Origin of the sequence: Belliella aquatica (assembly GCF_014637795.1) — a bacterium.
GTDB classification, from domain to species: Bacteria; Bacteroidota; Bacteroidia; order Cytophagales; family Cyclobacteriaceae; genus Belliella; species Belliella aquatica.
Window position 1 is genome coordinate 375,468 of the sequence record NZ_BMFD01000005.1, and the last position, 22,904, is coordinate 398,371.

Genomic DNA, 22,904 nt, shown 5'->3' on the forward strand with positions numbered 1-22,904 from the left:
CTTTTGCGGAAAAATCAACTTAAGAAAAAGTTTTCCTTCGCAACTTTCCAAAAGACTTCCGCTGTCAAAGGTTTGTTTACGAACTCTTTAACTGCAGGTATAGCAGCTGCTTTTTCTCTGTCATCTGGATTGATACTTGTGGTCAAAATTGTCACCACTGCACGATCTTGGATATCTTTTGAAAGTTCATCATACTCAACTAAAAAGTCCCATCCATTTTTACCTGGCATATTAATATCTAGAAATATAAGTCCTGGCTGAGGAGAGTTTTCATAAATCCCTTTGCCCAATAAAAAGTCGAGTCCTTCTTTGGCTGATTTTACGGATTGAATGTGCACCCCTATATTTTCTTCTTCCAAAATTATGGTGTGGTAAAAATTTGTCGCCTCATCGTCATCGATGAGTAATATACATTTCAATTTATGGTTGATATTATTCATATGTTTTTTGCCAAAGTAAAGTTAAACGAGCTGCCTTCCCCAATTTTTGATTCAATCCAAATTTTACCCCCATGTAGCTCTACTATTTTGCGACAATAAGCCAAACCTAGACCAGTTCCATCATATTCCTCAGTAGGGTGCAGTCGTTGGAAAATAAAGAATATTTTCGCGAAGTCGTTACTATCAATTCCAATACCATTATCCTTAACGCTAAAAGTTACGTGTGTGTTACTTTCTTTTGCCGACACTTCTATCACTGGTAAAACATCTATTTTTCTGAATTTCAAACCATTACTTATCAGATTCTGAAATAACAAGCGTAATTCTACTGGATTTCCATTCACTGTTGGTAGTGAATCAAAAATAACTTTACCATTTACTGCTTTCAACGTGGCATCAAAATCTAGAACGATATCTTCTACTAATGTTTGACAAGCTACTGTTTCTATTTTGCGCTTATTTCCAATTCTGCTAAAACTGAGAAGTCCCTTGATCATAATTGTCATTCTTTCAGTTGCAGTTGTGACGTAATCTAAAATTTTCTTTCCTTGAGCATCAAAGTTATCATGATACTTTTTGGAAATAAGCTGGACCATATTCCCAATTGTACGAAGTGGTTCTTGTAGATCATGACTTGCTATACTTGTAAAGCGTTCTAGTTCTTGATTTTTGATCAATAATTCTTTGTTTAGATTTTCAAGAAGAATTTTGTTTTTTGATAATTGTTCTTGGTGTACATCTAACTCTTTTACCTTTTCCAATAAAGCTGCTGAACTTTCAGAAAGCTGATTATTGATACTTTCAAGACTCGCAAAACTACTTTTGGCTATAAAAACAAGTGTCACACTCGTCCATATTGCAACTATCGATATAACCATATTCATTTGTGATAAATTGGTTGGATCGATATTCATTTCTGCGGTCTTTATGACTGCGAAAAATGTTAATCCGGTACAGGTTAAGGCAGCATAAATACTCGCATATTTCCCTGGCAAAAGCCAGCTGTATAAAATCACAACAGTATACAAACTTGCTACTGCCAATGTGTTGTTAGTATTCAAGTCAATTATAAAAATGACAAACGTAATAAGAGTCGCAATAAAAAATAAAGCGATATTTTGAATCAACATCATTGACTTGCGATTTGTAACCATTATTTCGTATTGCTATTCAATCGCTCTTTCAATTCACTAATTTCAGCTTCATACATTTTCAATTGCTTTTCCATTTGATAGGTTTTTAGCTCGTCTTGAGGTTTCATCTCTATCAACTTTGGCAAATCCCTTATCAATACGAAAGCAGTAGCCATACTCACCAAAGCTGTCAATAATCTAATCAAGGCACTTAGCCGATATCCCGGCCACCAAAACATCAAAGCATCGATAAGATGTGTACTTCCACAAAGAATTATAAATGCCCCAAAAAGCCAGAAAACGGGTAAAAAAGGCAGATTATGTCGCTTTTGAATAAAAAAAATGATAATCGCAGGAATCACAAAATAGGCAAGCCAAATAACGATATCACTTGTAATATACAACCATCCGTGAAATGCAGACCAATCTCCGCATACCCATCTTGGTGGCCAATCATCCGCTGAAAACAGATTACTTATAAAGTCTTTCAGTTGCTCCATATGAAAATCGATATTTGATTTAGTTAAATATAGGTCATCTACCGCTAAACTGAAAGAAATCCTAACCACTATCAAATAAAGAATTATAATATTTTGAAAAACACATGGTTTAAAGTAAAAAAGACTTCTTATTATAGAAAAACAACATGTTAGAACTAGGGGTACAAAAATAAATGTAGCATCTTATTTTAATTTCAACGACTTAAAATCAAGCCACCATAAGAAGGAATATCAATTTTCAAACTATGCTGCTTGCCATTGAAACCTCCTTCAGCGTTTACTTCATCAATTTCTACTTCAGAAAAAACCTCATCGTACCCTGACCAACCACTGTTAAAAATCACGTTCCAACTTCCACCATGATTGATCCCAAAGTGATAGCTCAGTTTTGTTTCTACAGAAAAATTTAAAATAATCAAAGCTGGATTAGCGGGATCATCTTGATGAAATCTAGTATAAACTAAAACCAGATTTTCATCATCTCTATGTATAATTTCTATTCCTTGACCATTCAGCCCACGAGCAAAACCTTCCGATGATTTCCTTAAATGAATCAAGTCGCGATACAATTTTACAATACCAGCAAACTGACCTGCCCTTTGCCAATCCAAGGGTTTGGCATCATGAAAACGCTCATAAGTAAGGAATTCTTGACCTTGAAAAATCATAGGTATTCCAGGGGCAGTAAAAACTATAATCGCTCCAAGAGTAGATTTCTTCTTGGCATATTCACCATCAGCATTCCCAGGCTGAATCTCTTCAGGCAGTCTTTTGGATTCAATGTCCGCAACTTCATCATGGGATTCAGTATAAATGACTTTTTCAAAAACATCATTATTAAACTTACTCAAAAGTAGCTCTTCTACTGAGAATACGTTTCTGTTTGAATCATCGCTAATGGTCAATACATCTCTCAAAACCTTTGAAAAACCAACCCCCCACTGACAATCAAATCCAAAACCATGATTTGATAATTCAGCCGTTACTGATGAATCATATTTAAGGTCCTCGGCTATCAATAATTTGTAAGGAAATTTCTCTTTGATTTCTTGATTGAGATTCTTTAAAAAATCTACCCCTGCCTCCAAAATTGTCCCATCAATTTGATCATCAAGAAGGCGAATAATTGCTGTAGCATCAAATCTTAGCCCATCAAATTGATAGGCCTCGAGCCACATCATGGCATTGTCTCTTAAATAATTGCGCACTTCAGATCGACCATAATCTGGCCTAGTATCTCCCCAAGGTGTACTGGCACGATGGTCATTATAAAAATAAATCCCTCCCATTCCATTCTCCTCCCAGCCGTCAAACTGCCAAAGATTCAAGTCAGAAGGCCCGAAATGATTGTACACAACATCAATGATGACACCAATGCCACGAATATGAGCTTCAAATATAAAATGCTTTAGGCCATCTGGCCCTCCATAGGAAGTTTCTACTGAAAAGGGATTACATGGATTATAACCCCAAGATAAATCTCCAGAAAACTCGGCAATAGGCATAAGTTCTATTGTATTTATCCCTAGCTCTTTGAGGTAGTCTAGCTTTTCAGCAGCGGAGTAAAAATCTCCAATTTCTCCCTCGGATTTACCTTCGCGGTTAAAAGTACCTACATGCAATTCATAGATAACCGTTTCATTGATAGGTGAAGGTCGGAATTGATGATCCTCCCAATCCTTCCAAAGATTATAGACCACACTATTGCCATCACTATGGGTCATTTTGAGCGCATATGGATCATTTCGATTGATCAGATTGCCATTGTTTTGAATGATGAATTTGTACTCATCTCCCTCAGCAGCTTCATTTACGTGACAGGACCAAAACCCATTTTCTTCATGTTCTAATGGATTTTTAGAGTCACTCCATTGATTGAAATTGCCATAAACAAAAACTTTTTCTGCATTGGGAGCCCAAACTCTAAAAGTCACCCCATTTGACGCAAGAATGGCACCCATTCCTGAATTTTTCGCGTTATCCATTTTCTGTATTTCTAAAATATAAAATAAAATATGCTGATTGCTGGTCAGGCAAATACTAAAAAACCAACTTTAAAAAACAATAGAATAAAAGTACTTGTGCAACTACTAAGCCAAAGAAGATGGATTAAAAATTCGGACTATATTATTGTTCTAAATAAAAAATTGAAATTCCATAGTCAACAGTCCTCGGCAGCTAGAAATATGATATAGACATTATTTTCATTGGTTACTGGATTGAAAGCGGATGATCATAGAATTTAAAATCCCTTAAAACATTAGATCAAACTCAATTCAAATTTTTTCTATTTTTAATCAAGATCAAACTAATCGGAACCAAAAAATGTGCTGCTCTTATCAATACTTCTGGATATAATAACCAACCGAGTTCTGTCACTCTAGCAAAAGCTGTAATAAATCCCCAAGCCGCCATCCAGTAAAAAATAGCATTTCTTGGAAACAAGAATGCAATCAGTACAGCCAAGATATCTATAGAACCTATGATTTTTAGAATCAATTCTGCTGTGGATTGTTTCATTCTTATCCCTAATGTATTTTCAGATGAAATTAAGAGATAGTCAATAAATCTTGGATGTAAAGTCCAAGCTTCCAAGCCATGTGTAATGAAAGTAACAGCGAGACCTATTAAAAGTAGCCAGTATGTTGCTTTAAGGTGATTTCTCTTACTATTTAGAAAAAGGATTCCTAGGGGTAAAATTATCCTGATGAAATGAGCTGGGATACTCCATTCTGTATATGGACTCCCAGCTTGAGTTTTGATGATAAAGGCTAATCCTAAGGTGCCAAGCGAAATAATGATCAATAAAATCTTGTATGGTTTAAAAAAGGTAACTACTCCAAGAGTTAAAAATATCCATGCTATAATCTTTTCTACAAGCTTTGAATTTGCTTGTTCAAAGCTCATTTCCATAAACAACATGGTCTCTATAGCACTTCCACCCAATAAATATAAGAATATCCCTACAGATTGAAGTAGCAAGGCTATTTTTAAAAACCAAAGGATTGTATGAACTGAGTTGATTTTCATTCGGTACTTCAATTCAATATCCGTGGTTTCACTTCAAATTGATCTAAAGTATCTCCATCCATACCAAATGCTTGAATAGCTATTTTTTCTGGGGAAAATGTGAGTTTGTGGACGTTATTTGCACTCATGGCAAAACCTGGGGGTTGGATAAACCACCTTGTACTATCTGCTACTCGCTGAGGAACTCCCAATCCACCTTCACCGATATAGATAATTCCCGTCTCGTCATACTTGTTATTTCTGATTGGAACAGTTCTTTTTAAAATATGTCCATCAGATTCCAGGGCAAGATCTACATTGTATTTTTCGAAATAAGGTACCCAAGTTTCTCTTACTCTTTTGAAAGTTGCATTTTCAAAATCTTTGACTACCGGATAAGCGGGTCTGTGATAGTTCACTAGCAACCATCTATTTTCTTTCCGTAATTTAGCCAGATTCTCTTCTAGCCAATCTCGTTGGTCTCCAGCAACGCTTATTTCAGTATTTAATGTAAGAATTGCAGTCTGTGTACCCATTTGCGTGGAAAAATAATAATCAAACCCACGCTCTCTTTGAATATCTCCAAGCCAAAAATTTTCTTCAAATCCAATTTGCATATCATGATTTCCTCTTGAAATAATTAAAGGTAAAAGTCTATTGCCTTCACCAATCACAATTTCATGATCCTCAAACCACCAATACAAATGTCTCCAATCAGCTGTAGTTCCATAATCTGCACCATGGATAAAACCCATGATATTTGGATCTTCATCTAGCAATGCTTTGATTCTTCTATTCATCCCCTGCCTATCTACATGGGGAGTTCTTCCTGCATATCTTGGGCTTTCGCCACCCAGTCTAGAGTCACCGCCCCATAGCAAAGAAAATTCTCTATCGTCATTTGGAGCAGATTTGAAATAAAACTCTTCTGAAACAAGCCCATCAGATTCTACAATAAAATAATAATCAGTGGCTGCTTGGAGACCTCTCAAATCTGCATGATGGTAATATCCTGGGTATACTCCTTCTGTAAAGTCTTCATCGACCATAGAAATAGCACCGTTTTTTGAAGCTAAAACTTGAAATGCATAATTCATTTTGTCTCCTCCTCTACTTACAGTATCATAATATACCGTATGATTTTTGCCATGCTCAAACAAAGTAGTCCAAGATACAACAGCATATTCAGAAGGATTTTCAGTCCAGATAACTCTCAAATGTCGAGGTGAAAGTTCTTCTTGATTAATTTCTACTTGTTGCTTTTCTTTTTTTGAATTACAGGAGGTGAAAAACAAAGAAAAAGAAAGGAATAAAGCTATGGCAATTGATCTAAGTATTTTCATTTTAAGAGGAGGTCATTGAATAAAAAAACAGCTTCCAAATACTTTGGAAGCTGGTATAAAGATAATAATTACATTAATTAAAAAGGTCAAACTTCAAACCGAAGTTTAGTCGTGCATTGTAATATTCCATTTGCATCGTACGAGATCGAATTCCTTGATAGTATCTCAATGGCTGATTGGTTAGGTTATTTCCTTCAAAGAAAACCCTCAATTTTGGAGAGAATGCATAAGAAGCATTAACATCTAGGAAAGTTTGCTTATCATAATATCTATCTTCAAAACTCTCTCCTCCTAATTCGTCTAAATAATCCGATGCGAAGTTAAGTGAAACTCGAGCGACAAACTTTTTATTCTCATATGATAGAGATGCGTTGAACATATTTTGAGCCGTTCCAGGCAGTTGTAGTTCATCGTTTTCACGTCCTTCAATTCCAGTTGTAGTGGATTTGGTGAATGTATAATTCAAATAGATACCAAAGTTCTTCCAAATCTGTCTTTGAAAGGAAGTTTCGAATCCGTAGACAGAGGCAGTTCCTCCATTTTCAGGTCTTGAAAACTGTAAACCAGAACCAAACTGAGGATCTGAAAACCCTTGAGTTGTAATGGTGTAGACAAAGTTGTCTATATCCTTGTAAAATCCTCCAAAAGAAATTAAGCCTACATTATCATAATAGCGCTCTGCCATCAAATCAAAGTTCATTGCAGTCGTTGGTCTTAGATTTGGATTTCCTCTTTCCAACTCTTCATCCTCAGGACTGAAGAATGCATAGGGTACCAAATCATAGTAGTTTGGTCTTGCTATTGTATTAGTCCAAGCGAAACGAACAATGCTATTCGGGTCTAAATCATACTTGAGGTGCAAACCAGGCATAAAATTGGAATAACTTTGGTTTCCCATAGTTGAAGAGAATTGCTCATTATCCACATCAAAAATATTTCCTGTGTAATCAATGGAGGTAGTTTCTAATCTCAGACCTGCAATTGCGGAGAACTTACTAGAAAACTGATGATCAGCCATCACATAAGCACCAACGATTGATTCATTAGCAACATAGTTTCCAGGCACATACTCTTCTAAGACATCTGTTTCCTCAAATTGGGCACTGTTTTTTAGGTTTAAATTACCAATAAATTCAGGAGTAGCAAAAGTTCCTGCTGCATATTGTGAACCAGCAAGATAATTAGGATCTGAATAATCTCTATTTGGAACAGCTCCAACTGTAGCTCCAAAGGCATCTTCATCTAATGGTTCGTATTCAAAGAAATTGTTTGATCTTTCTTTGTCTTTTCCTCTATATCTTAGGCCAAACTGGAGAATACCTTTTTCATTGTAAGGTAATTTGAAATCTAATTTCGCATTCAAATCTTGATCAAAAGTATAGCTGTATTGCTCTTGAATCGATCTAAACTCTAAACCTAAATAATCAGCTGGATTACTCAAAATCGCTAAAGGTTTTTCGGGATTAGCAAGATCTACAGTCACGTTTCTATTTGATGACCTATAAGAAATATAGCGTTCATTCGGTCTTTCTTCAGAAGCTTTTGCATAAGTGACGCTCCAATCCATTTTCAATTTATTGAAAAGGTGGCTACCACCAAGTGTAGAATTGTATACTCGCTGATCTTCTAAACGCGTACCTTTCACCCGGTCACTGTCTAGTCCCCCTTTAGTTTGAACTTCAACTCTCCCTCTAGTAGCAAAGATATTTGGAGAAGTCTCTGTAAAGTTACCGTCGTCAAAAGCTCTATCTAATTGACTTACTCTCATTCTAAACCTGTTTTCCCAGTCATCTCTGTGATTATACATCCCTGACAAGAATAGCGTATGGTTACTATTGATTTCGTAGTCTAAAGCCAATGAAGTTGATCTCCTGATTCGTTGAACAACATATTTTCTAATATCAAACTCTTCTAAAGTCACTCCATTATCCGAGTTATACCAAACTGCCTCCACATTGTCCGATCCGAAATTATGATCATTGTAAGAACCCGAGAAGATCACGCCTAATTTCCCATTAGCAAAGCGGTCACCAACTACGACACCACCTGTCCAAATTGGTTTATTAGAAAGCAAATTAACTCCAGACCCTGCTGTTCCAGAGATTCTTAGTCCATTTGGAGCTTGTCTTGTCACTAAGTTAACTGACCCACCAATTGCATCAGCGTCCATATTTGGGAGGACTGCTTTATTTACCTCAATGGTCTGAATCATATCTGAAGGAATCAAATCCATCTGAACAGTACGATTATCCCCCTCTGCCGATGGAAGTCGCTCCCCATTCAAAGTCACAGAATTCAATTGTGGAGCCATACCACGGATGATGATATTTCTTGCTTCACCCTGATCATTTTGCATGGTAATCCCAGGAATACGCTTTAGCGCATCTCCGATATTTGCATCTGGAAATCGGCCTATTTGATCAGAAGAGACGATATTCGTAATGTTAGCATTATTCTTTTGTTGATTTAGGGCTTTAGCTTGACCCTTCAATCTATCTCCAAAAACTACAAATTCGACGCCATCAATAGATGCTTCACTTAGTTTAAAATTCACTGAAACCGTCTGTTCATCCTTAACGATGACATTTTGGGTAACAGACGAATAGCCTAAATAAGTCACAAGGACTTCGTAAGAACCTGCGTCAAGATTTAAAATTGAAAATTCGCCATTTTGATTTGTCACGGATCCAATAGAGGTCCCTTTTAGTACCACGTTGGCTCCTGGTAAAGAAAGATTCTGTGAATCTACCACTTTGCCTCTCAAGACTCCTTGTGCAGCAGCTTGAAAGCTTAATAAACCCATTGAAAATAGGGCTACTAGAATTAGTAATTGTTTTTTCATATTGGTTAGTGTTAGTTATTTTTTGACTTGAGAATATCACCGGCCAAATCTTCCCAGCGATATAATTGAAATGTTTTATCATCTGACATGGCGACGAAGAGACCCTTTTTGAATGTTTCATTCAAAGGCACACTTGTCACTTCCGAGCCATCACTTGATAAGGATGAAGTTTTAATGATGGTAATCAACTCATGTTGATGGGGATTAGAAGAATTCCCTTCCCTTGGAAATACGTGAAACTGATTTACTTCTTGGTCTGAAACTAAAATGTATCCAGTCTTTTCATCAAGTTGATAAATAGAGATTCCTTCGTGATCTTGTGTGAAACCCTCTTGGGCAAAAAGTGCCAATTCTTCATTCCCTTTTTCTGGATCTGCGTAGTATTTTCTTACTCCTACACCTTCATCAGAATAATAGATATATCCTAATTGATGGTCTACAGCAATAGCTTCAATTTCTTTCTTACCGCTGTATTGACCGAATTTTCTAACTAGCTCTAATTTCAATCCCTCCGGAGAGGAAATCATTTCATATTGCCATAAGTATGTACCATCAGTTGGGCCATTTTTTCTTCCAGCAATTACATAATGCTTTCCACTTGTAGGATTGTGATACACCGCCACTCCCATCAGATCTCTATACTCCTCTCCCGTTTCTCCCAGGTAAATTTCAATACCTCCTTCAACGATTTCCTTCATATCTGGCAAGCTGTAAAATCTTAATTTAGAAGTAAATCTTTCTCCTGTTACAGCAAAATCTACTTTTTGATCCCCTACTTGAAATCCATATCCTACGTCGACATTATTTGGCCTCTTTAGATTTCTGACTACCAAAGAGTCAATAGTTTTACCTTCCAGATTGAATACATAAAGAGCTCCGTCGATGTCTTTGTCTGTTCCTATAATCAAACTTTTTGATGGATCTGTGGGATTGATCCAGATAGCAGGATCATCTGAATCGTGTTTGAGCGTATCAGTAATAAAGATAGGCTTGACGACTTCGGTATCTTGAATTACCTCTTCAGATGTTTGGCTTTGTTGACAACCCGATAAAATCGCTAAGGCTGTAAAGCAGAAAATTGAATTTTTTAACATTGTCTTTAAGTGCTTTTTGTTTGGTCAAAGGTAGTAGCAGGACAAGCTGAAAACCGAGAAAAACATGTTATCAAAAGAGCAACATAGGGTAAAAAAAACGTTAACAAAACGACAACAAGATTTTAAAAAAATGTACTTAAAAAATTGATATTCAATTATTTAAATTATGTTAAAAATAGATTAATAAATTGTTTCTTATAAACTGAGGATAAAATTCTGTAAACTTTCCTGCTTTTTTAGATTAAGTTTTTTCTTAAGCCTATACCTTGATATTCTTAGACTTTCCGCAGAAATATTCAAGGTGGAGGCGATGTCTTTTGAGCTAAGATTAAGCTTCATCAATGTTGCCAGTCTTAGATCCGCAGGTGATAAATCATCAGAGAGAGATTGAATATTTTTATAGAAGGTTTCATGCACTTTTTCAAAATTATTTCTGAAATCATCCCAATCGGTATCTCGTACAAAATTGTTATCAATCATTTTAATAAGATTCCTAATCTTTTTTTTCTGCTCTTTAGAATCATCTACTAAGGTGGTTTTTAATTTTTCTCTAATCTCCTCCATGAGTCTATTCTTATCTATGACATGAAGCGTTTCTGCCGCTAGTGCTTTAGAATTAGACTGCATATCTTGGATCATCTTTTCTTCCTTCAGCTGAATATTCCTTAATTCAATTTCTATCAACCTTTGTTTAGTATCTGCAGCTTCTTTTTCATACTTTATATGTGCATTTTCGGCTTCCGTCTTAAGCTTATGCCTACTGTAAAACAGCAAACTTAGCCCAACGATGACTAGAACTAAAATGACTAATAATATTTTAACTCTCGTGTCAACTAAGTGAATATGTTGAAGTTTTATAATTTCTTGATCTTTTGATTCAACTTCATAAAGTGCTTCCATTAATGCCATCTGCCTTGCAGCTTCGCTACTAAAAATATCTTCATATGTCAATCTGCTGCTGTCTAAGTAAGTAAAGGCCATATAGAAATCTCTCTTTTCTTGATATACTTTTGACATATCCCTGTAAGCGCTGCTCAACTGATAATTATCTTGCAACCGTCGACTCAATTCTAGAGCTTGATTGGAAAGAAATAGTGCTGTATCTAACAGCCCTTTTTTTCGATAAATGTCACCCAGATTGTTGATATTATTGATCAACTTTAGACTATCTCCAGATTGAAGATTCAGGGAGTAAGCCTTTTTGAAATAATAGAAAGCAGAATCAAAGTCCTCAGTATCTTCATAAATACTCCCTAGATTCTCCTTAATATCGGCAGATAGCTCGTCCAATCCATCAGCTTGAAGAATTTTAAGCGCGCTCCATTGACAATCAAGTGCCAAAGCATAATCACCGTTTTTTTCGTGATATCCGCCTATCCAACCCAGAGAGATTGCTTGTCCTCTCCTATTATCGCTATCTCTTGCCAATTCATATGCCTTTTTATGGGCCTCAAGTGAAAGATTAGGCGATTTGGTTTTAGAATATAGCTTTCCTAAGAAATTATAATTATCAATCAACCCTTCATAATTATCTTCTTTTTGGAAAATGAACGATGACTTTCTCCACTTTTCCGCAGCCTCAGAATATATTCCTTGCTGAAATAGAATTTCGCCTAAAAATTGCAAACATGCAGCCTCTTGTAAATTGAATGAATTAGCTTTAGCGATTTCTAATGCTTGCGTTGCAAAATAATAACTAGAATCTGGATGGGTATATTGAAATTTTTCTGCTCGATTGATCAATGAATCAATTTGTAATATTGATGATGTAGCATTATCAGTTTGCTGATAACCAAATCCATAAATGGACTTTAAAAAACAAAAAAAGAATAAAAAGACCCTAGAATTCATTTTCAAAATTGGTAATTATATACTTTCTAGGTGTTACCAAAAAATGTATTTTGTATTAAGTTTAGTTAATTTACTACTGGTATAAAAGGCAATACACCTATTTCAATGATTTGCTTACCAAAGGTTTTTCTAAAATGAGATTCTTAGGTTAAAAGAATGGGTATTGGATTGTGCAGAAAGGCACCTTGAAATCAAAAACTATTTTAAATAGTGGAACATTTTAATCCACTATCTCCAAGCTTGGCAAAGCACACCTTCAAACTATCTGATAAGAATTGAGTTATGTTAACTGATCCTTACAATTCCTGAAGGAACAGAATCATTTTAGTCATCAGCTGGCTTCGCATAAATGCAGAGAAATTTCTGCTTTTACCATCTTAATACTCATATCTAATTAATAAAATTCATGAAGAAGTTTAAAAAATCCGAGATAGTTCTAATGCTATTGGTTGTAATTCTGATTGGCGTATCAGAATATTATTTTCTTATTCAAAAAGAACCCCTTAAAGCGATTTTTATAGGCTTGTGGTGCCCTACAATTTTAGGGTTTTTGATCATATTTAACATGAAAAGGTGATATGGAAAATTTAGATATAATTATTCTCACATCGCTCGTAGTCATAGCGTTCGTAATATTCATTACAACTTCTATCAAAGAATTTATCAAAATGGAAGAGGATGAATATGAATTTGAGAAATCCACAGGGCCTACTCGAGCAGCATTATTCAATGTATTGAGTTCATTTTTTGATGACGATGATATTTCAGAAGATGTCAAAGAGAGGTATAAAAGTACAATAAAACGTACCATTTCTGATATGCATACCGATGGCATGTATTTCGACAAAAAGACCAAAAAGAAGCTTAGAAAGAACAGAAATGAATAAAACTCCTGAGAAAAAAGTAAATTATTGAGTATTCCAATTTAAAACGATTAAGAAAATCGGATACTAGAGATGATTATAAAAAAATTTCTACGTAGAAGATAATAGATTCTAAATACATACTAGAAGAGTGACAATGTCTTTGATTGCATAAAAAATTAAAAGTCTAAACTTTGATTCTTAACTCTTTTCAATTCTTACTCGTAAAACGATTAAAGTAATTATTTACAAATTGTGAAAAAGAATCATTACACAAATACTCGAAGAAAATTTGCCTTAATTGCTTTTTTGTTCACTTTTATTCAATCCCTATCTTTAGCTCAAACTACAAAAGATATTGATTACATCGTTTTGATTTCGGGTGATACCTTACGAGGCAAAGTCACTCATGTTGATGAAAAGAGATTCAGTCCTCGGTATCTCAAAAAGATTCGATATACAGATACCAATCAAAAAAGTCGTAAAATTAATAGAAAAGACATCTTGGCTTTTAGGGTTGATGGTTTGATTTATGAAAGCTTTTGGCTTAGCCAATCTTCAAATAAATTCACTCTCGACAATCCCATCTATACAATCAATCAAAAATCAGGAAAACAACATTTCTTAAGGTTAGTAAAAGGTGGGAATTTGAGTCATTATCTGTTAGAATGGTGGGAACAAGGAGAATCTACCCCCATGTCTATGGATCTCTTAAAAAAAGAACAAGATCAATTTTTAATTAGAGCAACACAGGGAGTTTTTGGATTGAAAAGAAAAACACTTAGCAGATACTTTTCAGAATGTGTAGAACTAAGTAGTGGAATTGAACAAAGATATTTCAACACAATTCAAGAAATCATCGAGCAATACAATACAAGATGTTTTCAATGAACAACAAATTAAAAAGCCTGAAAGAAAAGTAATTTTATCAAGCTAAACCTGGGAATCTTAACAATCACTTTTCCCTTTCCTCACTTGCTATTCCAATTTGTTTTCAATAGGTTTGGGACAACTTTAGGGGTGTCCTACACGGACTGAGATCATACCCTACGAACCTGATGCAGTTAGTACTGCCGAAGGGAAAAGTGAAGAACTGCCCATTTATCCGTCGATGAATGGCATTTTCGTTTTTTTTGATCCGTTGTTACGGGCCACTCCTGAAGTTATATGTTCAATCAAACAATTGCAAGGATGGATATTACCGTAAACAATGAACCGCTCCAAATTTCGGACACTTGCTCTATCACACAGTTACTTCAAGACCATGTTCAGCAAAAACCTGAAGGCATTGCCGTTGCTGTCAATCAATCTGTGATACCAAAATTAGAGTGGGAGAATACTTTCATTGCTTCTGGTGATACGATCATCCTTATCAAAGCTACACAAGGAGGTTAAAACCATAAGCAAATGAAAACAGAACAAACACCAAACAACCAAACTATTTCCACCAGCCCATTTCCAGCTTCCACAAAAGTCTATTTGGATGGTGAACTGCATGCGATCAAAGTTCCCATGCGTGAGATTTCGTTGCACGACACACAACCACACATCAAAGGCCTACCTGCTACCAAAAACCCCGCAGTAACAGTCTATGACACCAGCGGACCATACACCGATCCTTCCTATCAAGTAAACCTCGAAAAAGGCTTGCCTAGGAATTTCGAAAAATGGATACTCCAAAGAAACGATGTCGAGTACCTTTCGGATATCAGTTCTGAATATGGTAAAAAAAGAAAAAATGACGACACTCTAAATCCGATTCGATTCCCTAATCTGAACAAGCCTTTGAAAGCATTGCCGGGTAAAAACGTCTCACAGATGCACTATGCCAAACAGGGAATCATCACTCCGGAAATGGAATATGTTGCGATCCGGGAAAACCAGAGGATTGCGGAATTGGGAAAAAATGACATTGGAAACAATTGCCTACTCCACCAGCATGATGGCAACAGCTTTGGGGCAAACACACCGAAAAGCTTTATCACCCCTGAATTTGTCAGACAGGAAATCGCTTTGGGTCGTGCAGTAATCCCTGCAAATATCAATCACCCGGAAGTAGAACCGATGATCATCGGACGAAATTTCTTAGTAAAGATCAATGCCAACATTGGAAACTCCGCAGTGAGCTCCAACATTGAGGAAGAGGTTGAAAAGGCTGTTTGGGCATGCAGATGGGGTGCTGATACAATCATGGATCTTTCCACAGGAAAAAATATCCACGAAACCCGTGAATGGGTAATCAGAAATTCCCCTGTACCAATCGGCACTGTCCCTATCTATCAGGCTTTAGAAAAAGTAAATGGCAAAGCCGAAGACCTTACTTGGGAATTGTTCAGAGATACTTTGATTGAGCAAGCAGAACAAGGTGTCGATTATTTCACTATCCATGCGGGAGTTTTGCTCAGGTATGTTCCGCTTACAGCAAAAAGAATGACGGGCATCGTATCCCGAGGAGGTTCTATCATGGCCAAATGGTGTCTTTCCCACCACAAAGAAAACTTCCTCTATACACATTTCGAAGAGATCTGTGAAATCATGAAAGCCTACAATGTCACTTTCTCTTTGGGAGATGGCTTGAGGCCTGGAAGTATTGCTGATGCTAATGACGCAGCCCAGTTTGGGGAACTCGAAACCTTGGGAGAACTCACCAAAATAGCTTGGAAACATGATATCCAAACGATCATCGAAGGGCCCGGACATGTGCCGATGCACCTGATCAAAGAAAATATGGACAAGCAACTTGCCCATTGTGGAGAAGCACCATTCTATACTTTGGGTCCATTGACGACAGACATCGCCCCAGGCTATGACCACATCACTTCAGCCATTGGGGCAGCCATGATTGGTTGGTACGGTACGGCTATGCTTTGCTATGTGACTCCAAAAGAACACTTGGGATTACCAAACAAAAAAGACGTCAAAGATGGTGTTATCACCTACAAAATAGCAGCCCATGCAGCAGATTTGGCAAAAGGACATCCTGGAGCTCAATATAGAGACAATGCATTGAGCAAGGCAAGGTTTGAATTCCGATGGGAAGATCAGTTCAACCTTTCACTCGATCCAGATACAGCCAAATCATTCCATGATGAAACACTTCCTGCTGAAGGTGCTAAGATCGCCCATTTCTGCTCCATGTGTGGTCCAAATTTCTGCTCCATGAAGATCACCCAAGATGTCAGAAAATATGCGGCTGAAAACGACCTAGAAGAAACCGAAGCTTTGGAAAAAGGAATGGAAGAAAAAGCCAAAGAATTTGCGGAAAAAGGAAACGAAATCTACCTGTAACTTGGAACTGATTGTCATTTCATCTCCCAGGCCTGTTTCAAATGAAGCCGAAAATATCAATCGACTCTTTGAAGCAGGTTTGGGGATATTCCATCTCCGCAAACCCAATAGCGATTTGGAATCGATGCATCAGCTGATCTCCCATATTGATCCAAAATATCATGACCGGATCGCAATTCACCAGCATCATGATTTAGCTGCTGAATTTGGATTGAAGAGATTGCACTTCACAGAAACTGAAAGGAACAAAACCCCAATTTCGGAATTGATAAAAATCAAGGAAAGAGAAATGAAAATCAGCACTTCCATTCATGACATTTCTGCACTAAATGAATTGAGCCATTTCGATTATACTTTCTTCAGTCCTGTGTTTGACAGTATTTCCAAAGAGGGGTATAAAAGTTCGGTTTCGGCAGATTTCGTTTTGGAAAAACCAAAAAACTCACCCGAAGTGATTGCTTTGGGAGGGATTCACCTGGGAAATATAGACTTGATAAAATCCATGAATTTTGATGGGGCTGCGGTATTGGGTGCCATTTGGAATATCGAAGAAAATCAAAGAGTTGATATTCTTAAAAAGTTATTAAAAACAAGTAAAGCCTCATAACCATGATCAAAAACATACACAAACTTCAATACATCTCCCAAGAAAAACCTTTCAACTCCCACTTGGAAGCCATAGAAAATGTGCTTGAAGCAGGATGCAAATGGATTCAGTTGAGATTAAAAAATAAGTCTGAACAGGAAGTTATTTCCATCGCAAGAGAAGCCAAGCGACTCTGTGATAAACATCAAGCCATCCTGATCATCAATGATTATGTGAAAATCGCAAAGGAAATAAATGCCGACGGTGTTCATATAGGTTTGAATGACATGTCTGTTGCCGAAGCAAGGTTGATTTTAGGAGAAAACAAAATCATTGGAGCGACTGCAAACACCATCGAAGACATAAAAATGCACCTGAAATCAGACCCTGATTACATTGGTGTAGGTCCATATAGATTTACCCAAACCAAGGAAAAGCTAAGTCCTATACTGGGTATTGATGGTTACCAAAAGATCTTGGATGAAATGAAACAGTTGAGATTAAATATTCCTGTTATCGCAGTCGGTGGGATTACCGCTGAGGATTTGCCAGAGCTTTTAAAAACAGGAATCCATGGAGTCGCCATATCTGGAGAGATCAATCATGCCATAGATCCAAGGCAAAAGATAGAGGAAATAAACCATCAGTTTTCGAACTCTACTATCCCAATTTAAAGCTATTGCAGTACTGACAGATGGAGCATTTAGATCTGCTTGGTTTCGTCTAAAGCCTACAAAAGTGCATCCGAGACTTCGTGTTCATAGTGAAGAACTTGGTGATCTTTATGGTTATATTTTTACCACAAACCTCACCAAGTAAAAGCACCAAGTTCACAAAGTAAAAAACTAAAGGCGAGGGATTTTTCCCATAATCGACACATTAATATCCTTCATATTCAGACTCAAATTTGATTTGAAGAACTGATTTGGATACAAAAAATAAAAAAACATGTTAAAAATAGGCAACACAACATTCAATTCCCATCTTTTCACAGGGACTGGAAAATATAGTTCGTCCGAAGTCATGGAAAAATCCCTCCTAGCATCAGGCTCCGAGCTGGTTACAGTCGCTTTGAAAAGGGTGGATTTCAAAAACCAAGTTCAAGATGATCTATTGACCAAACTTAATCACCCCCACATCAAGCTCCTTCCCAATACTTCCGGAGTCAGAAATGCCAAAGAAGCGATTTTCGCAGCACAATTGGCAAGGGAAGCATTGGAAACCAATTTGATCAAACTTGAAATCCATCCCGATCCGAAGTATTTGATGCCTGATCCGATAGAGACATTGATCGCTACAGAAGCATTGGCAAAGTTGGGATTCATCGTACTTCCATACATCCACGCTGACCCAGTCTTATGCAAAAGATTGGAAGAAGCCGGTACTGCTGCGGTGATGCCACTGGGCTCTCCTATTGGCAGCAACAAGGGTCTGAAAACAATTGATTTTCTTGAAATCATCATTGAGCAAAGCCATGTTCCTGTCATAGTAGATGCGGGAATTGGCGCTCCATCAGATGCAGCCAAAGCTATGGAGATTGGTGCAGATGCCGTTTTGGTCAACACTGCCATTGCCGTATCTCCCGATCCTGTTGCCATGGGATTGGCATTTAAAATGGCTGTAGAAGCTGGCCGTATGGCATTTGAGGCCAGGTTGGCACCAAAACATACAGGCGCAGTAGCAAGTAGCCCACTAACTTCCTTCCTCGATGTCTAGTTTCAAAGATTTATTCAACACCTACTCTTGGGACGATGTAAAGCAGGGTATCTACAGCAAAACAGCAGCTGATGTACTCCATGCCTTGCGATCACCCAAAAGAAATCTGGAAGATTTCAAAGCACTGATCTCCCCTGCAGCCGAACCATTTTTGGAGGAAATGGCCCAACTGAGTCAGCAGATCAGCCAAAAAAGGTTTGGGAAGACTATGCAACTTTATGTCCCACTTTACCTCTCCAATGAGTGCAACAACATCTGCACTTATTGTGGTTTTAGCTTTGACAATAAGGTCCGTAGAAAAACACTGAGCGATAAGGAAATACTCCAAGAAGTGGAAACGATCAAGAAAATGGGGTATGATCATGTCCTATTGGTAACTGGTGAGGCAAATCAAACCGTTCATGTGGACTATTTTAAAAAAGCCATGGAGTTGGTCAGTCCGCATTTTTCCAATGTTTCCTTGGAAGTACAACCCTTAGAACAAGATGAATATGAAGCGTTGATTCCTTATGGGCTACATGCGGTATTGGTCTATCAAGAGACTTACCATCGGGAAGATTATAAAAAACATCATCCAAAAGGGAAAAAATCAAATTTCGATTACCGACTAGAAACGCCTGATAGACTTGGCAAAGCTGGTATCCATAAAATGGGACTTGGTGTGCTTATAGGTTTGGAAGATTGGAGAACTGATTCCTTTTTTACAGCATTACATTTGTCTTATTTGGAAAAAACCTACTGGCAAAGCAAATACAGCATTTCCTTTCCTAGACTCAGACCATTCTCTGGCGGATTGGAACCTAAAGTTGCCATGAATGATAGAGAACTGGTACAATTGATCTGTGCCTATCGTATTTTCAACGAAGAAATTGAACTTTCTCTTTCGACTAGAGAATCCGAAACATTCAGAAACAATGTTCTCAAGCTTGGAATCACCTCCATGAGCGCAGGATCGAAAACCAACCCAGGCGGCTATGCAGTAGAACCTGAAGCTTTGGAGCAATTTGAGATTTCAGACGAAAGAAGCCCCGAAGAGATCGCGCAATTGATCAAGTCTCAAGGTTATGAACCTGTTTGGAAAGATTGGGACAGTGCCTTAAATCCAAAAGCAAATTACTGATGGAAGAATTGGAAATGAATCGCTACAGCAGGCAAATCATGTTGCCTGAATTTGGCTTGGCTAGTCAAGAAAAATTGAGAAATGCCAAAATTTTGGTGATTGGTGCAGGTGGATTGGGTTGTCCCATTCTCCAATACCTGACTGCAGGCGGAGTTGGCCAATTGGGGATCGTCGATAATGACAGGGTTGCCTTAAGCAACTTGCACAGACAAATCCTTTATAATTCTACCGACATTGGCAAAGCTAAAGCAGATACAGCTGCAAAAAGACTAACAGAACTCAACCCTTATGTCAAAACCAAAGTCTATGATGTCAGGCTGAATAATGAAAATGCCAAAGGAATCTTTGAAGGTTATGATTTGGTCATCGATGGCTCGGACAATTTCTTTACGAGATATCTGGTCAATGACACATGTGCTGAAATAGGAATCCCATTGATTTTTGGATCCATCTTGAAATTTGAGGGACAGATTTCTGTTTTCAACTACCAAGACGGTCCTCAATACCGAGATTTATTTCCTGAGCCTCCACCTTCTGATGAAGTTCCAAACTGCTCAGAAATCGGGGTTATTGGAATTTTGCCAGGACTTATCGGAATGTATATGGCCAATGAGGCAATAAAAGTGATTTGTGGACTTGGAGAAACGCTCTCTGGAAAGCTCATGGTCATCAATACATTGACAAATCAAAGCTCAGTTTTCAAAATCCAAAAAAGAAATCGAGAGAATATCATCACTCGTCCTGCTAACAAAGTCATTGATTATCCTGAAATGGATTACGCTACACTACAGTCAGCGATTGAAGCTGATTCAGATGGAATTATAATCTTAGATGTTAGAGAAGAAAAGGAATTCAGTTCCAAAAATATAGGAGGAATCAATATTCCATTGGCTCAATTAGCAACACGAATCAAGGAACTTCCAAAAGATAAGAAACTTGTGGTTTGCTGCCAAAGTGGAATACGAAGTAAATCAGCTGTTAACTATTTGAGGGAACATTACACTGGTGAGATATTCAATCTATCAGGAGGGTTAGCTTTTAATTAAGCTAGTGATTTTGCTAGAATCAGCAAGAAGTAAAGTGGTTCGTTCTGTTAACCAAACCATGGTACTCACCTGTTTTGAAATTGAGGCTTTCAATAGCAATTGGAATAGTAGTTTGTAAAGAGAAGAGTGAAACGGTAGTGGAATACACTTTACCTGAAAATAGTTAACGGATTTTTGCGAGTAAATATCAAACTGTTTTACAGAGTAAATAAGAATTGAAACTATTAATAAACGAACTAAAAAGCCAACAATAAAAGCCATAAAGATTTAGCCCACTAGAGAAAAGCCTTTGCAAAAAAGACTTTTTGCTGAAATGTATCTTCTCATATTTGTGTAATAAATACAAGCTCTTCACCCCTCCCCTTTTCCTCAAATTGCACTGATTCCAATTTTTATGACTTAGAAAAGTACAATCTTGGAATAATTATATGTTTTCTTGGTTTTTCGCCAAAAGTCGGCGAATGGTCGGGAGGGATACGGGACACGGTCGGAACACGGACGGGAGGAAGACGGGAGAAAATGGGGTATTTTTGGAAATAAATATGATTATTTTATATTGAATTGTATTATTTTAATATAGTGAAATTGAAGAAATCCCTCAAAAAGTGAGGTAAAAACTCGGATTTTAACCACAATTGAACTTAGTTTACTTGACTAGCCGTGGGGAGAATAAGGAACTTTTTTTGTTATTTCAAACTCTTTTTTGTTGCAGCATTAGAGAGATTGAAGAAAAGAGAAAGAAAAAAGGGAAAAGGGGAAAGGGGAAAGGGAAAAGGGAAAAGGTTAAAGAAAGGATGAAGGGTGAAGGGTGAAGGAGGAAGGAGGAATTAGAAAAAAGGTGAATTGGTTAATTGGGTTAAAAGAGGAGAAAGGAGGAAAGAGCAAAGTTTTTTTATTACACCGAGTGGCACAGAGGAGGCACAGAGGATATTTAAAGAGAGGAGAAAGGGAAAAGGTTAAAGGAGAAAGGTGGGAAAGGATGAAGGAGGAAAAAAGGGAAATGGAAAAAGGGGAAAGGGAAAAAATGTCGAACGCTGAATGTTGAATTGGAAAAAGGATGATCGCGCCTGCCTACTGCAGGTAAAAATTGAACGAATTGAGATTTAAGGGATTTGGAAGAGGGTTAGGAACTGATGAATTGAAATTTGATTTATGGGGATTATTAATTTCTGGCGCTGAAGCGCTATGGATTGACACAAATGGAATTGGTATTTAGAGATTCTACCCAAAGGAAGGCAGGCATTCCTAAAATTAAGTAAACTATCCCTTGTAGCAGGAAATTAATCCCTTTGGGTAGGCAGGCATCTCTACATTGATGTAAACTTGCAAAGTTCAACGGAGGTACAGAGATCGCTAGAGGCAACAAGATGAGATGTAAGAAATTGTAGTCAAGGGAATTAGCCCTGAAAGGGCTGAACTTTGAATAGCCCTGTACAAGGCGCTAGAAAATACTTATAGTCACTCCTACCCTAATGCGCCGCAGTGCAGGGTGGAAAAGTGCACACGTGACCCAGAGTCCCGGCGGTGGATATCTTAGAAAGAAGAGGTTTCTCTCGGGACGATAGGAGGATTAGTGAATTTAGAGAGGGAAAGGAAGCGTTTATTAGTTTATGACACTCGGGTCCAAGTCAGGAGACTTGAAGCAATCAGGGTGAAGGGTTGATTTTTAGTTGCGAGAGAAAATGTCAGAGTATTTTATATTTAAACCTCTTACTTTTTGTCTTGACACAAAAAGTAACAAAAAAGTCAAGACGGAGATATCCTATCCGCGCTCAAGGCCATCGCCGGCCCGGATCTCCGTCGTCCAGCCCGCATCAGACGGTTTGAGGGGAATTGACGGTTAATATATTTAATCTAGCCTTAGCAAAAGCCGTCCTTTGAGAAGCCTGGAGTCAGTAATTATATCAGTAATAAAGACATTTTAAATTCAATCAAAACTACTCTCGAAAATCTAGTCAAGGAAAGTAGCCCCCCGAAATACTTCGGGGCAGGCTCAGGGGGGCTCTATACCTCGTAGCCCTCCCTAAAGTGAGGCAGGCATGTACGACTTGTCCCGCAGCATTGCGGGAAGGC

General features: G+C 37.5%; 19 protein-coding genes and 1 riboswitch. Of the genes, 10 read left to right on the forward strand and 9 right to left on the reverse strand.

Annotation, left to right across the window (positions count from 1 at the left end):
• Positions 1-14: 14 nt before the first annotated feature.
• From IEV57_RS09895 to IEV57_RS09935, 9 genes are all read right to left on the reverse strand, one after another.
• Positions 15-440 carry a response regulator gene (locus IEV57_RS09895; RefSeq protein ID WP_229744340.1) on the reverse strand — a complete coding sequence of 142 codons (426 nt, stop codon included), beginning with the start codon at positions 438-440 and terminating at the stop codon, positions 15-17.
• Positions 437-1,573: a sensor histidine kinase gene (locus IEV57_RS09900; RefSeq protein WP_188442223.1), complete on the reverse strand. Its 1,137-nt coding sequence runs from the start codon at positions 1,571-1,573 to the stop codon at positions 437-439. The genes IEV57_RS09895 and IEV57_RS09900 overlap by 4 nt, the downstream gene beginning before the upstream one ends.
• A gap of 20 nt (positions 1,574-1,593) precedes the next feature.
• Entirely contained in the window at positions 1,594-2,073 is a 480-nt protein-coding gene (locus IEV57_RS09905; RefSeq protein WP_188442225.1) for a hypothetical protein, read from the reverse strand.
• Between the two features lie 194 nt (positions 2,074-2,267).
• Positions 2,268-4,058: an alpha-amylase family glycosyl hydrolase gene (locus IEV57_RS09910; protein WP_188442232.1), complete on the reverse strand. Its 1,791-nt coding sequence runs from the start codon at positions 4,056-4,058 to the stop codon at positions 2,268-2,270.
• 286 nt (positions 4,059-4,344) lie between these two features.
• Positions 4,345-5,103, reverse strand: coding sequence for a hypothetical protein (locus tag IEV57_RS09915; RefSeq protein WP_188442234.1), 759 nt, complete (start codon positions 5,101-5,103; stop codon positions 4,345-4,347).
• Positions 5,104-5,111: 8 nt separating this feature from the next.
• Positions 5,112-6,425 carry a purple acid phosphatase family protein gene (locus tag IEV57_RS09920; RefSeq protein ID WP_188442235.1) on the reverse strand — a complete coding sequence of 438 codons (1,314 nt, stop codon included), beginning with the start codon at positions 6,423-6,425 and terminating at the stop codon, positions 5,112-5,114.
• Positions 6,426-6,498: 73 nt separating this feature from the next.
• A complete protein-coding gene (locus IEV57_RS09925) occupies positions 6,499-9,267 on the reverse strand; it encodes a TonB-dependent receptor (RefSeq protein WP_188442237.1) in 2,769 nt (922 codons plus the stop codon).
• A gap of 11 nt (positions 9,268-9,278) precedes the next feature.
• Entirely contained in the window at positions 9,279-10,361 is a 1,083-nt protein-coding gene (locus tag IEV57_RS09930) for a phytase (protein ID WP_188442239.1), read from the reverse strand.
• 195 nt (positions 10,362-10,556) lie between these two features.
• Positions 10,557-12,212, reverse strand: a complete 1,656-nt coding sequence (locus IEV57_RS09935) for a tetratricopeptide repeat protein (protein WP_188442241.1) — start codon at positions 12,210-12,212, stop codon at positions 10,557-10,559.
• 578 nt (positions 12,213-12,790) lie between these two features.
• On the opposite strand from IEV57_RS09935, the gene IEV57_RS09940 reads away from it, so the two are divergent.
• The 10 genes from IEV57_RS09940 to IEV57_RS09985 all read left to right on the forward strand — a co-directional run bounded on the left by IEV57_RS09940 (position 12,791) and on the right by IEV57_RS09985 (position 21,876).
• The gene (locus IEV57_RS09940; protein WP_188442244.1) at positions 12,791-13,099 is read left to right on the forward strand and encodes a hypothetical protein; all 309 of its coding nucleotides are present in this window, start codon (positions 12,791-12,793) and stop codon (positions 13,097-13,099) included.
• A gap of 231 nt (positions 13,100-13,330) precedes the next feature.
• On the forward strand, positions 13,331-13,966 hold the full coding sequence (locus tag IEV57_RS09945; protein ID WP_188442246.1) for a hypothetical protein: 636 nt from the start codon (positions 13,331-13,333) through the stop codon (positions 13,964-13,966).
• Between the two features lie 115 nt (positions 13,967-14,081).
• A riboswitch (TPP riboswitch) is annotated at positions 14,082-14,174 on the forward strand.
• A gap of 92 nt (positions 14,175-14,266) precedes the next feature.
• Positions 14,267-14,470 (forward strand): sulfur carrier protein ThiS, encoded by a 204-nt coding sequence (gene thiS, locus IEV57_RS09950; RefSeq protein ID WP_188442247.1) that lies wholly within the window; start codon positions 14,267-14,269, stop codon positions 14,468-14,470.
• A gap of 12 nt (positions 14,471-14,482) precedes the next feature.
• Positions 14,483-16,363: a phosphomethylpyrimidine synthase ThiC gene (thiC, locus tag IEV57_RS09955; protein ID WP_188442250.1), complete on the forward strand. Its 1,881-nt coding sequence runs from the start codon at positions 14,483-14,485 to the stop codon at positions 16,361-16,363.
• Between the two features lies 1 nt (position 16,364).
• The gene (locus IEV57_RS09960) at positions 16,365-16,970 is read left to right on the forward strand and encodes a thiamine phosphate synthase (RefSeq protein ID WP_188442252.1); all 606 of its coding nucleotides are present in this window, start codon (positions 16,365-16,367) and stop codon (positions 16,968-16,970) included.
• A 2-nt stretch (positions 16,971-16,972) separates the two neighbouring features.
• On the forward strand, positions 16,973-17,623 hold the full coding sequence (locus IEV57_RS09965) for a thiamine phosphate synthase (RefSeq protein WP_229744342.1): 651 nt from the start codon (positions 16,973-16,975) through the stop codon (positions 17,621-17,623).
• 274 nt (positions 17,624-17,897) lie between these two features.
• The gene (locus IEV57_RS09970) at positions 17,898-18,665 is read left to right on the forward strand and encodes a thiazole synthase (RefSeq protein ID WP_188442254.1); all 768 of its coding nucleotides are present in this window, start codon (positions 17,898-17,900) and stop codon (positions 18,663-18,665) included.
• The gene (thiH, locus tag IEV57_RS09975) at positions 18,658-19,785 is read left to right on the forward strand and encodes a 2-iminoacetate synthase ThiH (protein WP_188442256.1); all 1,128 of its coding nucleotides are present in this window, start codon (positions 18,658-18,660) and stop codon (positions 19,783-19,785) included. Before IEV57_RS09970 ends, thiH begins: the two co-directional genes overlap by 8 nt.
• Positions 19,785-20,831, forward strand: coding sequence for a HesA/MoeB/ThiF family protein (gene moeB / locus IEV57_RS09980; RefSeq protein ID WP_188442258.1), 1,047 nt, complete (start codon positions 19,785-19,787; stop codon positions 20,829-20,831). Before thiH ends, moeB begins: the two co-directional genes overlap by 1 nt.
• An 808-nt stretch (positions 20,832-21,639) precedes the next feature.
• The gene (locus IEV57_RS09985; RefSeq protein WP_188442260.1) at positions 21,640-21,876 is read left to right on the forward strand and encodes a hypothetical protein; all 237 of its coding nucleotides are present in this window, start codon (positions 21,640-21,642) and stop codon (positions 21,874-21,876) included.
• The last annotated feature ends 1,028 nt before the right edge of the window (positions 21,877-22,904 follow it).

What these genes read in the sequence shown, in the direction of transcription:
- thiC (WP_188442250.1), top strand. Translation starts at nt 14,483, where the DNA reads ATGAAAACAGAACAAACACCAAACAACCAAACTATTTCCACCAGCCCA.
- IEV57_RS09905 (WP_188442225.1), bottom strand. Translation starts at nt 2,073, where the DNA reads ATGGAGCAACTGAAAGACTTTATAAGTAATCTGTTTTCAGCGGATGAT.
- IEV57_RS09925 (WP_188442237.1), bottom strand. Translation starts at nt 9,267, where the DNA reads ATGAAAAAACAATTACTAATTCTAGTAGCCCTATTTTCAATGGGTTTA.
- IEV57_RS09965 (WP_229744342.1), top strand. Translation starts at nt 16,973, where the DNA reads ATGATCAAAAACATACACAAACTTCAATACATCTCCCAAGAAAAACCT.
- IEV57_RS09920 (WP_188442235.1), bottom strand. Translation starts at nt 6,425, where the DNA reads ATGAAAATACTTAGATCAATTGCCATAGCTTTATTCCTTTCTTTTTCT.
- thiH (WP_188442256.1), top strand. Translation starts at nt 18,658, where the DNA reads ATGTCTAGTTTCAAAGATTTATTCAACACCTACTCTTGGGACGATGTA.
- IEV57_RS09915 (WP_188442234.1), bottom strand. Translation starts at nt 5,103, where the DNA reads ATGAAAATCAACTCAGTTCATACAATCCTTTGGTTTTTAAAAATAGCC.
- IEV57_RS09895 (WP_229744340.1), bottom strand. Translation starts at nt 440, where the DNA reads ATGAATAATATCAACCATAAATTGAAATGTATATTACTCATCGATGAC.
- IEV57_RS09900 (WP_188442223.1), bottom strand. Translation starts at nt 1,573, where the DNA reads ATGATGTTGATTCAAAATATCGCTTTATTTTTTATTGCGACTCTTATT.
- IEV57_RS09930 (WP_188442239.1), bottom strand. Translation starts at nt 10,361, where the DNA reads ATGTTAAAAAATTCAATTTTCTGCTTTACAGCCTTAGCGATTTTATCG.
- moeB (WP_188442258.1), top strand. Translation starts at nt 19,785, where the DNA reads ATGGAAGAATTGGAAATGAATCGCTACAGCAGGCAAATCATGTTGCCT.
- thiS (WP_188442247.1), top strand. Translation starts at nt 14,267, where the DNA reads ATGGATATTACCGTAAACAATGAACCGCTCCAAATTTCGGACACTTGC.
- IEV57_RS09910 (WP_188442232.1), bottom strand. Translation starts at nt 4,058, where the DNA reads ATGGATAACGCGAAAAATTCAGGAATGGGTGCCATTCTTGCGTCAAAT.
- IEV57_RS09970 (WP_188442254.1), top strand. Translation starts at nt 17,898, where the DNA reads ATGTTAAAAATAGGCAACACAACATTCAATTCCCATCTTTTCACAGGG.
- IEV57_RS09940 (WP_188442244.1), top strand. Translation starts at nt 12,791, where the DNA reads ATGGAAAATTTAGATATAATTATTCTCACATCGCTCGTAGTCATAGCG.
- IEV57_RS09935 (WP_188442241.1), bottom strand. Translation starts at nt 12,212, where the DNA reads ATGAATTCTAGGGTCTTTTTATTCTTTTTTTGTTTTTTAAAGTCCATT.